The sequence below is a fragment of the Comamonas sp. Tr-654 genome (assembly GCF_011752915.1).
Lineage (GTDB): Bacteria > Pseudomonadota > Gammaproteobacteria > Burkholderiales > Burkholderiaceae_C > Comamonas.
Genome location: NZ_VWWQ01000001.1, coordinates 82202 through 95317 on the forward strand (window position 1 = coordinate 82202; position 13116 = coordinate 95317).

Here is a 13116-nt window from a genome sequence, read left to right on the forward strand (position 1 = left end):
CCAGGGTATGTCGGGTCGTCGAAAAATCAAAAAAGGCGGCAGGAAGACCTGCCGCCCTCATTATGGTGGCGCTTGGCGCCCGCAGGTTCAGGCCGCTGGGTCCACCAGCTGCTGGTCGGCCTCGCCTTGCTGCTCTTCGGCCACGGCCACAAACAGCAGAGGATTGGCGCTGGCGCGCTGGAAGCCGGTCTCGCTCATCAGCAGGTCCAGCATCAGGCTGGCCAGATCATCGGCCAGAGGCTCGACCATGGGGTTTTTTTCCTGGTTGACGATCTTGCGGTAGCTGCCGCATTCGTCGCAGGTTTCGGCCAGGACTTCCTCGCCGCCGCCGTCGATGCCCTGGTAGTGGATGCCCTTGGTCGATTCGCAGTGCGTGCACTTGACGCGCACCATATGCCATTCGCAGGCGCAAGTGCCGCAATGGGCGTAGCGGTGACCGGCAAGCTTGCCGCCGATGCGGATGACGCTGGCCACAGGTTCGCTGGCGCACACGGGACAGATGGTGGCAGGTTCGGTATAGGGCACGTCCTGGACCTGCAGCGCTGCTGCGCGCTTGGCGAAGACCACCTGCAGCGCGGCCATGATGAAAGGTGCCATGCCGATATGGCGGGCAGCCACTTCCTTTTGCAGCAGGCGCTGGGCGATTTCATTGCGCTCTTGCAGGCTGAGTTCGCGCAGCGAGGTGATCAGCGGTTGCAGGGGCTCGGGCAGGCCTTCGCTTCCGGCCAGCGTGTCCAGCATGACATCCAGCACCTCATGCCAGACCGGATCGATGTGGTCGACCGCAGGCAGCAAGGGCATGGAGTGCTGCTGCGCGCGCTCGATGCTGGCGGTGTCCAGGGGCTGCAGCTCCACCTGGGAGGCAGAGGCATGCTGGGCATCCACGATCTTGGCAGCAAACTGCAGGTAATCCGCAATCGGATTGCCTTGCGACAGCTGGCGCAGGCGCGCGGCGCGGTCGGCGAACAGGCTGGCTACCTGAGGCAGCAGGATGCGGGGGAAGCTGGTTTTGTCCAGCGCTTCGATTTCGCCGGGTTGAAGAATGCGTTGTTGCATAGAAATAGGGGTCCCGAAACTGAAGCCGCCGGCACGCCCAGCAGAGGGCGTCCGGCGGCGATCAACAAGTGTCTAAGTGACTTTATCCAAAGACCGATGCGATCAGTCGTTGTCGCCAGTCATCTTGCGATACCAGCCGCGGTGGTGCTGCTTGGCCCAGGCACGGGTCACTGTGCCATACAACATGGCGCGAATGGTGCCGCGAGTCCAAATAGCCGCATAGACGTGCATGATGATCAGGCCGATCATCCATACCGCAGCGATGGCATGCACCACCGAAGCGGCACGCACCACGCCCACGGGCAGCGTCCACCAGGCACGCCACATCAGCACGCCGGTGACCGTGATCATCAGCATGCCGATCACCAGGCCCCAGAACAGTAGCTTTTGGCCGCCGTTGTACTTGCCCTGCTCGGGCATGTCGTGGTCGTCGCCGTCGATCATCTTGTTGACGTTCTTGAGCCACTCGATATCGCGGGGTTCCACGATATTGAGCTTGGCAAAACGGCAAGCCATGATGACGAAGAACAAGGCCATCACCACCCCGATATAGGGGTGCAGAATGCGAGTCCATGGGCCGCCGCCGAACAGCTGTGTCAGCGGAAAGAAGGCGGGATGGAAGAACGCCAGGCCGGACAGGGCCAGCAAAATGAAGCAAATGCCTACCACCCAGTGGTTGGCGCGCTCCGATGCGTTGTAGCGCACGAGGTCGCGAGGGTTGCGTTTCATTGGCCGTTCTCCTTGTTCTGCGCTTCGGCGTCCTTGCGCTCCATTTCATCTTCCAGGTCCTTGGACACGTCGTTCGGACCCTTGGTGATGTAGTGGAACAGGCTGCCGACAGCAGCTGCACCGAGGGCGGCCATGGCCAGAGGCTTGGCCACACCCTTCCACAGGGACACCATCGGGCTGATCTTGGGATCGTCCGGCAGGCCCTTGTAGAGAGAAGGCTTGTCCGCATGGTGCAGCACGTACATCACGTGCGTACCTCCCACGCCCTGCGGGTCGTAGAGACCGGCCTTTTCGTAGCCGCGTTCCTTGAGGTCCACGACGCGGCGGGAGGCCTGCTCCTGCATGGCTTCCTTGGTGCCGAACTGGATGGCTCCGGTGGGGCAGGTCTTGACGCAGGCGGGTTCCTGGCCAACAGCCACGCGGTCCGAACACAAGGTGCACTTGTACGCCTTGTGGTCCTTCTTGGAGATACGCGGAATGTTGAACGGGCAGCCCGTGACGCAGTAGCCGCAGCCCACGCACTGGTCCTGCTGGAAGTCCACGATGCCGTTGGCATATTGGACGATGGCGCCAGGCGAGGGGCAGGCCTTGAGGCAGCCCGGATCTTCGCAGTGCATGCAGCCGTCCTTGCGGATCAGCCACTCCAGGTTGCCTGTGGCTTCGTTTTCGTACTCGGCAAAGCGCATCACGGTCCACGACTCCGACGTCAGATCCGTCGGGTTGTCGTAGACGCCAGCGGCCACTGTGCCGATTTCGTCGCGAAGGTCGTTCCACTCCATGCAGGCTGTCTGGCAAGCCTTGCAGCCAATGCATTTGGAGACGTCGATCAGCTTGGCGACTTCACCCGCATGCGCACCGCGTGCGCTGGGTGCGGGTGTCGTCGTCGCCGAGCGGCGTTTGATATCGAGAGACATGGTTGAGGACATCAGCGTGGCTCCTTAGATCTTTTCCACCTTCACGAGGAAGGTCTTGGATTCAGGGGTCAAGCTGTTACCGTCACCCACGGAGGCTGTCAGGTTGTTAGCCAGATAGCCCTTGCGTCCCGTCGTGGAGAAGCCCCAGTGAATCGGCACGCCCACGTGATGGATGGTCTTGCCATCGATCTTCATGGGCTTGATGCGCTTGGTCACCACGGCCACGGCCTTGACGAAGCCACGCTTGGACGAAACCTTGACCTGGTGGCCGGTTTCAATGCCCAGCTCCTTGCCCAGTGCCTCGCCGATTTCCACGAACTGTTCGGGCTGGACGATGTTGTTCAGCTGAACATGCTTGGTCCAGTAGTGGAAGTGCTCGGTCAGGCGGTAGGTCGTGCCCACATGTGGGTAGTCCTTGGGATCGCCCTGGGTGCCCTTGGCGGTTTCCAGGATGCGTATCACGGGGCTGATGACGGCCAGCTTGTTGTTGGGGTACATGGGGTTGTAGCCCAGCGGGTTGTCAAACGCCTCGTAATGCGTGGGGAACGGACCTTCTGCCATACCCTTGCGGGCAAACAGGCGGGCCACCCCTTCGGGGTTCATGATGAAGGGGTTGATCACCTCGGGATCCAGGCCCACGGCCACGTCCGGCACGTCCGCGCCGCCCCATTGCTTGCCGTTCCACTTGATCAGCACGCGTTCGGGGTTGAACGGCTTGCCCTGACGGTCGCAGGATGCACGGTTGTACAGCACACGGCGGTTGGCAGGCCAGGCCCAGGCCCAGTTCAGCGTATTGCCGATACCGGTGGGGTCACTGTTGTCGCGGCGCGCCATCTGGTTGCCGGACGAAGTCCAGCTGCCAGCCCAGATCCAGCAGCCGCCCAGGGTGGTGCCGTCATCGCGCATTTCGCCGAAGCCCGCCAGCTGCTCGCCCGCCTTGCGGATGAGCTTGGTGGGGTCCTTGGGGTCGAACAGATCTACCAGCGCACGACCGTTGTACTCCTTGGCCACTTCCTCGGAGGAGGGGTGGTGGGCTTCGGCGTAAGGCCAGTACAGATTGGTGATGGGCTCGAAGAACTTGCCGCCTTCCTTCTCGTACAGGGCCTTCAGGCGCAGGTGCAGGCCGGACATGATGGCAATGTCGGTCTTGGCCTCTCCCGGAGGTTCGGCAGCCTTCCAGTGCCACTGCAGCACGCGCGAGGAACTGACCACGGCACCGTCTTCTTCGGCGAAGCAGGTGGTGGGCAGGCGGAAAACCTCTGTCTGGATGGAGGCGGAGTCCACGTCGTTGAACTCACCGTGGTTCTTCCAGAACTCCGAAGTCTCGGTCACCAGCGGATCCATGATGACCAGGAACTTCAGCTTCTTGAGGCCTTCGCGCACGCTGTTGCTGTTGGCCAGGGCCGCCAGGGGGTTGAAGCCCTGAGCGATGTAGCCGTTGACCTTGCCTTGAGTCATCATCTCAAAGATCTGCAGCATGTCGTACTGCTTGTCCAGCTTGGGCAGATAGTCAAAAGCCCAGTTGTTTTCTGCAGTTGCGGCCGGGCCCCACCATGCCTTCATCAGGCTGACGTGGAACTTGGGCGTGTTCGACCAGTAGTTCATCTGGCCGGGGCGCAGCAGCTTGGGCGTGCGCGTGGCGATGTACTGGTTGTAGTCCTGCTCGGCTTCGTTCGGCAGCGTCAGGTACCCGGGAAGCGAAGCGGACAGAATGCCCAGGTCGGTCAGGCCCTGGATGTTGGAGTGGCCACGCAGCGCGTTCATGCCGCCGCCAGCGATGCCGATATTGCCCAGCAGCAGCTGGATCATGGCGCCGGTACGCAGGATCTGCGCGCCCGTGGTGTGCTGGGTCCAGCCCAGTGCGTACATGATGGTGGCGACACGACCTGCTTCGGCAGTCGAAGCAAGCTTCTCGCACACGTGCAGGAATTTTTCCTTGGGCGTGCCGCAGATGGATTCCACCTTCTCGGGGGTGTAGCCTGCGTAATGCTTCTTGAGCCATTGATAGACGCAGCGAGGGTGTTCCAGCGTGGGATCGACCTTCACAAAGCCATCGTCACCGAGTTCATAGTCCCAGGAGGCCTTGTCGTACGTGCGCTTTTCGGGGTTGTAGCCCGAGAAAATACCTTCGTCGAACGCAAAGTCCTCGCGCACGATGAATGAGAAGTCCGTGTAGTTCTTCACATACTCGTGGTGAATCCTGTCGTTGGTCAGCAGGTAGTTGATCACACCGCCGAGGAAGACAATGTCCGAGCCGGAGCGGATCGGTGCATAGAAGTCAGCCACGGATGCCGAGCGGTTGAAGCGCGGATCGACCACCATGAAGTGAGCCTTGTTGTGCTCCTTCGCTTCGGTCACCCACTTGAAGCCGCAGGGGTGTGCTTCGGCGGCATTACCGCCCATGATCAAAATAACGTCCGCGTTCTTGATGTCGACCCAATGGTTCGTCATCGCTCCACGGCCAAACGTCGGGGCAAGACCTGCCACCGTCGGGCCGTGTCAGACACGTGCTTGGTTGTCGAGTGCAAGAAGGCCCCAGGAACGGGCCACTTTGTGCGTGATGTAGCCGGCTTCGTTGCTGGAGGCCGAGGCGGCCAGCATGCCGGTGGTGAGCCAGCGGTTGACCTTCTGGCCTTTTTCGTTGGTTTCAACGAAGTTGGCGTCGCGGTCTTCCTTGAGCAGCTTGACGATGCGGTTCAGCGCCTCGTCCCAGGACATGCGCTTCCACTCGGAGGAGCCGGGGGCACGATATTCGGGATACTTGAGGCGGCTTGGACTGTGGACGAAGTCCAGCAGCGATGCACCCTTGGGGCACAGTGTGCCGCGATTGACCGGATGATCCGGGTCGCCTTCCACGTGCATCACGGACAGGCGGCTGTTCTTGCTGCCGTCGCCCAAGGAGTACATCAGGATGCCGCAGCCTACGGAGCAGTAGGTGCAGGTTTGGCGGGTTACGGTGGCAGCAGACAGCTTGTACTGTCGCACCTCAGCGAGCGCAGCTGTGGGTGAGAAACCCATCAGCGCCAAGCTGGAACCCGCCAGAGTCGAACCAGTCACTTTCATGAACTGGCGTCTGGAGAATTGGACCATTGTGGGGTACCTTTTCGTATGAACGCTTATAGTGAAAGCAAATTTTACGACCCCCCCCATTTTTGATAGCAGTTACAAACCCTTAATTCTTGAGTAACGTCAAGCGGTTTTGCTCCTTATTTTTCGTTTTTGTATTTCTTTATCGCCACCATAGTTTTCGGCCTGCGCTTCTGAACGTATCAAGTTTCAGCGCGGAACGCCATAAGCCGACAGGCCGAATTGCACAGAAAATTTCTAGTCTGTGTCGCTTTTTGGTGTTTGGATCGAGGGCTCTGCAGCGACAGCAAGCGCGCTCTCGGCAGGCTGCAGCTCATCGGTCGTTGTGCGTTTTTGCGCGCTTTCTATGCCCAGTTGCTGCTCCTCCTGCGCCTGCATGGAGGCAAACAGCTCCCAGGCGGCCATGAACAGAGCGGCGATGGCAGGGCCGAGTACAAAGCCCGAAAGCCCGAACAAGGCCATGCCTCCCAGTGTAGAGATCAGCACCACGTAGTCAGGCATCTTGGTGTCCTTGCCGACCAGCAGGGGGCGCAGCACGTTGTCCACCAGTCCGATGACCAGCACGCCGTAGGTGGCCAGGATCAACCCCTTGGTGACGGCGCCTGTGGCCAGGAAGTAGATAGCGACCGGCCCCCAGACCAGACCGGCACCCACTGCGGGCAGCAGCGACAGAAAAGCCATGACCACGGCCCAGAGCACCGCGCCCTGGATGCCCAGAATCCAGAAGATCAATCCCCCCAGCGCGCCCTGGGCGGCTGCGACGGCTAGATTGCCCTTGACGGTGGCGCGGATGACGGTGATGAACTTGATGGCCAGCTCGCGCTTGTGCTCGGGTGCCAGAGGCGTTGCAGCCCAGATGCGTGCCACCAGCTCCTTGCCGTCGCGCAGCAGAAAGAAGATCAGATAGAGCATGACGCCGAAGCCCACCACAAAGCCCAGGGTGTTCTGCCCCAGTCCCACGGCCTTGGTGGCCGCGAGCTTGCTGGCCTGCAGCGCGATATTGGAGAGCTTGGTCTGGATTTCTTCCAGCGTGCCAAGGTGCAGCTTTTCCATCCACGGGGTCAGCCAGGAGGGCAGGGCATTGAATATCTGCTCTACATAGTTGCCGGCGGACAGGTTGCCGCTGCTGACCTGGTCATAGATGGCAGCGGTCTCCTTGATGAGCGAAAGCCCTATCAGAGACAGCGGCAAAATGACCATTACCAGACTAATTAGCAAGGTTGCCAGCGCTGCCAGCGTGGGCCTGTTGGGCATGCGCATCAGCAGCTTGCGGTGCAGGGGGGCGAAGACGATGGCAAATACCACGCCCCAGAAGATGGCAACGGCATATTCCTCAAGAACCAAGCCGAATCCAGCAGTTACTGCTATCAAAAGAAGAATGAATGCACGTTTGTGAAGCGGCAAAAGCGGCATGCGAATCCTTGTTTACGGAGTTCCTGCAATGTAAGCGAGTCCCAGGGGTGTAAACATCTTGTCTTTTATAAGACCAAGACTTTGAACAGTGGCACAATGGCTGCCGCAACTCAAGGCCCTTCCCCAGCCACAGTCGCATCCGCCAATCGGTACAGCCGTGTCGCGGGAGGTTCCACAAACCAGCTAATGCTTTCCGAAGGAAAGCGGAGGTCAGCGAGATATGAGCGATCAGTCAACGATCTATCAAGCCTATCAAGGCAACACCTATCTGTTCGGCGGCAATGCGCCCTATGTCGAAGAGATGTATGAGAACTACCTGGCCAATCCTGGTAGCGTCCCCGATTCGTGGCGTGAATACTTCGATGCACTGCAGCATGTGCCTGCAGTGGACGGTACCGACAACAAGGACGTTCCTCACCTGCCCGTGATCAATGCTTTTGCCGAGCGTGCAAAGCAGGGCGGCACCAAGGTGGTGGTGGCTTCCGGCGCTGACTCCGAGCTGGGTCGCAAGCGCACGGCCGTGCAGCAGCTGATTGCTGCCTACCGCAACGTGGGTCAACGCTGGGCCGATCTGGATCCCCTCAAGCGCACCGAGCGCCCCGAAATTCCCGAGCTGGAGCCTTCCTTCTACGGCTTCACCGATGCCGACCAGGAAGTGGTGTTCAACACCAGCAACACCTTCTTCGGCAAGGAAACCATGACTTTGCGCGAGCTGATGAATGCTCTGCGCGAGACCTACTGCGGCACCCTGGGCGCTGAGTACATGTATGCCACCAATCAGAATCAAAAGCGCTGGTGGCAACAACGCCTGGAATCGATCCGTTCCAAGCCCGTCTTCAATGCCGACGAGAAAAAGCGCATTCTGGAACGCCTGACCGCTGCGGAAGGTTTGGAGCGTTATCTGCACACCAAGTATGTGGGCCAGAAGCGCTTCTCGCTGGAAGGTGGTGAGTCCTTCATCGCCGCCATGGACGAGCTGATCAACTCCGCCAGCGCCAAGGGCGTGCAGGAAGTTGTGATCGGCATGGCTCACCGTGGCCGTCTGAACGTGCTGGTCAACACCCTGGGCAAGGCGCCCAAGGATCTGTTTGCCGAGTTCGACCACACCGCTCCCGAAGATCTGCCTGCCGGTGACGTGAAGTATCACCAGGGCTTCAGCTCCGACGTGTCTGCCAAGGGCGGCCCCGTTCACTTGTCGCTGGCCTTCAACCCCTCGCACCTGGAAATCGTCAACCCCGTGGTAGAAGGTTCGGTGCGCTCGCGCATGGACCGTCGCGACGATCCTATGGGCAAGCAAGTGCTGCCCGTGCTGGTGCACGGTGACGCGGCCTTCGCCGGCCAGGGCGTGAACCAGGAAACCCTGGCGCTGTCCGAAACCCGTGGCTACACCACCGGCGGTACGGTTCACATCATCATCAACAACCAGATCGGTTTCACCACTTCTGATCCCCGCGATCTGCGCTCCACGCTGTATTGCACCGACATCGTCAAGATGATCGAGTCGCCCGTGCTGCACGTGAATGGCGATGATCCCGAAGCCGTATGCCTGGCCATGCAGCTGGCCCTGGAATTCCGCATGGAATTCTCCAAGGATGTGGTGGTCGACATCATCTGCTTCCGCAAGCTGGGTCACAACGAGCAGGACACACCTGCGCTGACACAGCCTCTGATGTACAAGAAGATTGCTGCCCACCCCGGCACACGCAAGCTGTACGCAGACAAGCTGGCGACCCAGGGCCTGGGCGACACGCTGGGCGACGACATGGTCAAGGCCTATCGCGCCGCCATGGACGAAGGCCGTCACACCCAGGATGTGGTGCTGACCAACTTCAAGAGCAAGTACGCCGTGGACTGGAGCCCCTTCGTGGGCAAGACCTGGACCGACGCCGGCGACACCGCTATTCCCTTGACCGAGTGGAAGCGTCTGGCCGAGAAGATCACTACCCTGCCTGCCAGCGTGAACCCTCATGCTCTGGTCAAGAAGGTGTACGACGATCGCGCAGCCATGGGTCGCGGCGATGTGAATATTGACTGGGGCATGGGCGAGACCATGGCCTTCGGCTCCCTGGTCGCTTCGGGCTACCCCGTGCGTCTGTCGGGTGAAGACTCGGGTCGCGGTACCTTTACGCACCGTCACGCCGTGGTTCATGACCAGAAGCGTGAAAAGTGGGACGAGGGCACTTATATTCCTTTGCAGAACGCTGCCGAGAATCAGGCTCCGTTCGTCGTGATCGACTCCATCCTGTCCGAAGAGGCAGTGCTGGGCTTTGAATACGGCTATGCATCGAACGACCCCAACACCCTGGTGGTCTGGGAAGCCCAGTTCGGCGACTTCGCCAACGGCGCCCAGGTGGTGATCGACCAGTTCATCGCATCGGGTGAAGTGAAGTGGGGCCGTGTCAACGGCCTGACCCTGATGCTGCCTCACGGCTATGAAGGCCAGGGCCCCGAGCACAGTTCGGCACGTCTGGAGCGCTTCATGCAGCTGGCTGCCGACACCAATATGCAGATCGTGCAGCCCACAACGGCCAGCCAGATCTTCCACGTGCTGCGTCGCCAGATGGTCCGTGGCCTGCGCAAGCCGCTGGTCATCATGACTCCCAAGTCGCTGCTGCGTAACAAGGACGCCACTTCGCCCCTGTCCGAGTTCACCTCTGGTGGTTTCCAGACCGTGATACCCGAGCAGGACGAAACCATCGTCAAGAACGCTGCCAAGGTCAAGCGCATCATCGCCTGCTCGGGCAAGGTGTACTACGATCTGGTCAAGAAGCGTGCCGAGAAGGAATCCAAGGACGTCGCCATCATCCGCGTCGAGCAGCTGTATCCCTTCCCCCACAAGGCGTTCGCTGCCGAAGTGAAGAAGTACGCCAACGCTACTGACATCGTGTGGTGCCAGGATGAGCCTCAGAACCAGGGCGCCTGGTTCTTCATCCAGCACAACATCCACGAGAACATGCGTGAAGGCCAGAAGCTGGGCTACTCCGGTCGCGCTGCGTCCGCTTCGCCCGCCGTTGGCTACGCACATCTGCACCAAGAGCAACAAAAGGCACTGGTGGAAGGCGCATTCGCCAAGCTCAAGGGCTTTGTCCTGACCAAGTAATACAGGCGACACCCCCTGTCCGAGGACAGGGGGGCACAAGAAACATCTTTGGAAAGAATTCAAAATGGCAATCGTTGAAGTTAAAGTCCCCCAGCTGTCCGAATCCATCACTGAAGCCACCATGCTGACCTGGAAGAAAAAGGTCGGCGAGGCAGTGGCCATCGATGAAATCCTCATCGAAATCGAAACCGACAAGGTCGTGCTGGAAGTGCCCGCTCCTTCGGCAGGCGTGATCACCGAAATCCTGCAAGGCGACGGCGCAACCGTGGCAGCCGAGCAAGTGATCGCCAAGATCGACTCCGAAGCCGTCGCCGGTGCCGCTGCTCCTGCAGCCGCCCCCGCTGCTGCTGCGACTCCTGCTGCAGCCCCCGTGGCCGCAGCTCCTGCCGGCGCTGACAAGAGCGGCGTGGCCATGCCTGCTGCTGCAAAGATCCTGGCTGACAACAACCTGTCCGCTGCCAACGTGGCTGGCACAGGCAAGGACGGCCGCGTGACCAAGGGCGATGCTCTGGGTGCCATCAAGGCCGGCGCAGCCATCCCCACTGGCGCTCCCAAGGCTGCGCTGCCTCAGGTGGCTGCTCCCGTGACCAAGGAAAACCTGGGTGACCGTCCCGAGCAGCGTGTGCCCATGACACGTCTGCGTGCCCGTATTGCCGAGCGTCTGCTGCAATCCCAGGCCACCAACGCCATCCTGACCACGTTCAACGAAGTGAACATGGCTCCCGTGATGGAACTGCGCAAGAAGTTCCAGGACCAGTTCACCAAGGAACATGGCGTGAAGCTGGGCTTCATGTCCTTCTTCGTCAAGGCTGCAGTGCATGCACTGAAGAAGTTCCCCGCAGTCAACGCCTCCATCGACGGCAACGACATCGTCTACCACGGCTACTTCGACATCGGTATCGCTGTGAGCTCGCCTCGCGGCCTGGTGGTGCCCATCCTGCGCAATGCAGACCAGATGAGCTTCGCCGACATCGAAAAGAAGATTGTCGAGTTCGGTCAGAAGGCCAAGGAAGGCAAGCTGGGCATTGAAGAAATGACCGGCGGCACCTTCTCGATCTCCAATGGCGGCACTTTCGGCTCGATGATGTCCACCCCCATCATCAACCCCCCTCAGTCCGCCATTCTGGGCGTGCACGCCACCAAGGATCGCGCCGTGGTCGAGAACGGTCAGATCGTGATCCGTCCCATGAACTATCTGGCCATGTCCTATGACCACCGCATCATCGACGGCCGCGAAGCCGTGCTGAGCCTGGTGGCCATGAAGGACGCGCTGGAAGATCCTTCTCGCCTCCTGTTTGATCTGTAATTCAGCAGATCGAGCTTCTACAAAGCCCACCACCAAAAGCGGTGGGCTTTTTCGAGTTAAACAGAGAAAAGATTCAAATCATGAGCAAGCAATTTGACGTCGTCGTGATCGGCGCAGGCCCCGGCGGCTACATCGCTGCCATCCGCGCTGCACAACTGGGTTTCAACGTCGCCTGTATCGACGAGTGGAAGAACGCCGCTGGCGGCGCTGCTCCCGGGGGCACCTGCACCAACGTGGGCTGCATTCCCTCCAAGGCGCTGCTGCAGTCTTCCGAGCATTTCGAACATGCCAAGCTGCACTTTGCCGATCACGGCATTTCCACCGGCAAGGTCGAGATGGATGTGGCCAAGATGATCGCCCGCAAGGAAGCGATCGTGAAGCAGAACAACGACGGCATCCTGTACCTGTTCAAGAAGAACAAGGTCACCTTCTTCCACGGCCGCGGCTCCTTCGTCAAGGCTGTCGAAGGCGGCTACGAAATCAAGGTTGCCGGCAAGGAAGAGGAAGTCATCACCGGCAAGCAGATCGTGGTGGCCACTGGCTCCAACGCCCGTGCTCTGCCCGGCGTGGCTTTCGACGAAGAGAACATCCTGTCCAACGACGGCGCTCTGAGCCTGGGCAAGTCTCCCAAGAAGCTGGGCCTGATCGGCGCTGGCGTGATCGGCCTGGAAATGGGTTCGGTCTGGCGCCGCCTGGGCACGGAAGTGACCGTGCTCGAAGGCATGGACAAGTTCCTGCCCGTGGTGGACGAGCAGATCGCCAAGGAAGCCAAGAAGGCTTTCGACAAGCAAGGTCTGAAGATCGAGCTGGGCGTGAAGATCGGTGAAGTCAAGTCCGGCAAGAAGGGCGTGACCGTGGCCTATACCAACGCCAAGGGCGAAGCCCAGACGCTGGAAGTGGACAAGCTGATCGTGTCGATCGGCCGCACTGCCAACACCATCGGCCTGAACGCCGAGGCTGTGGGCCTGGCCCTGGACGAGCGCGGCGCCATCGTGGTGGACGATCTGTGCAAGACCAATCTGCCCGGCGTGTGGGCCGTGGGCGACGTGGTGCGCGGCCCCATGCTGGCGCACAAGGCGGAAGAGGAAGCCGTGGCCGTGGCCGAGCGCATTGCCGGCCAGCACGGTCACGTCAACTTCGCTACCCTGCCTTCGGTGATCTACACCAGCCCCGAAGTGGCATGGGTGGGTCGCACCGAGCAGCAGCTCAAGGCTGAAGGCGTCAAGTACAAGGCAGGCTCCTTCCCCTTCCTGGCCAACGGCCGCGCGCGCGCCCTGGGCGACACGACCGGCATGGTCAAGTTCTTGGCCGATGCCGAGACCGACGAGATCCTGGGCGTGCACATGGTGGGCCCGATGGTGTCCGAGCTGATTTCCGAAGCCGTGGTGGCCATGGAGTTCAAGGCATCGAGCGAAGACATCGCCCGTATCTGCCACGCTCACCCCTCGCTGTCCGAATCCACCAAGGAAGCGGCCCTGGCCGTGGATAAGCGCACGCTGAACTTCTAAGAT

Annotated in this window: 8 protein-coding genes; 3 read left to right on the plus strand and 5 right to left on the minus strand. The window is 60.5% G+C overall.

The window, feature by feature from the left end; genetic code table 11:
• Positions 1-87: 87 nt before the first annotated feature.
• From fdhE to F3J24_RS00355, 5 genes are all read right to left on the minus strand, one after another.
• Positions 88-1056, minus strand: a complete 969-nt coding sequence (gene fdhE / locus F3J24_RS00335) for a formate dehydrogenase accessory protein FdhE (RefSeq protein WP_167001769.1) — start codon at positions 1054-1056, stop codon at positions 88-90.
• A gap of 102 nt (positions 1057-1158) precedes the next feature.
• Complete coding sequence (locus F3J24_RS00340; protein WP_167001772.1) at positions 1159-1785, minus strand: formate dehydrogenase subunit gamma; 627 nt, start codon at positions 1783-1785, stop codon at positions 1159-1161.
• Complete coding sequence (fdxH, locus tag F3J24_RS00345) at positions 1782-2711, minus strand: formate dehydrogenase subunit beta (RefSeq protein ID WP_003055535.1); 930 nt, start codon at positions 2709-2711, stop codon at positions 1782-1784. Before fdxH ends, F3J24_RS00340 begins: the two co-directional genes overlap by 4 nt.
• Positions 2712-2723: 12 nt before the next feature.
• A complete protein-coding gene (gene fdnG, locus F3J24_RS00350; RefSeq protein WP_167001774.1) occupies positions 2724-5789 on the minus strand; it encodes a formate dehydrogenase-N subunit alpha in 3066 nt (1021 codons plus the stop codon).
• A 234-nt stretch (positions 5790-6023) separates the two neighbouring features.
• Positions 6024-7199: an AI-2E family transporter gene (locus F3J24_RS00355; RefSeq protein WP_167001776.1), complete on the minus strand. Its 1176-nt coding sequence runs from the start codon at positions 7197-7199 to the stop codon at positions 6024-6026.
• 220 nt (positions 7200-7419) lie between these two features.
• Here F3J24_RS00355 and F3J24_RS00360 point away from each other — a divergent pair, with 220 nt between their 5' ends.
• The 3 genes from F3J24_RS00360 (at position 7420) to lpdA (ending at position 13113) form a co-directional block, all read left to right on the plus strand.
• A complete protein-coding gene (locus F3J24_RS00360; RefSeq protein WP_167001778.1) occupies positions 7420-10299 on the plus strand; it encodes a 2-oxoglutarate dehydrogenase E1 component in 2880 nt (959 codons plus the stop codon).
• Positions 10300-10363: 64 nt separating this feature from the next.
• The gene (odhB, locus tag F3J24_RS00365) at positions 10364-11605 is read left to right on the plus strand and encodes a 2-oxoglutarate dehydrogenase complex dihydrolipoyllysine-residue succinyltransferase (protein ID WP_003079542.1); all 1242 of its coding nucleotides are present in this window, start codon (positions 10364-10366) and stop codon (positions 11603-11605) included.
• Positions 11606-11685: 80 nt separating this feature from the next.
• Positions 11686-13113 carry a dihydrolipoyl dehydrogenase gene (gene lpdA, locus F3J24_RS00370; RefSeq protein ID WP_167001780.1) on the plus strand — a complete coding sequence of 476 codons (1428 nt, stop codon included), beginning with the start codon at positions 11686-11688 and terminating at the stop codon, positions 13111-13113.
• The last annotated feature ends 3 nt before the right edge of the window (positions 13114-13116 follow it).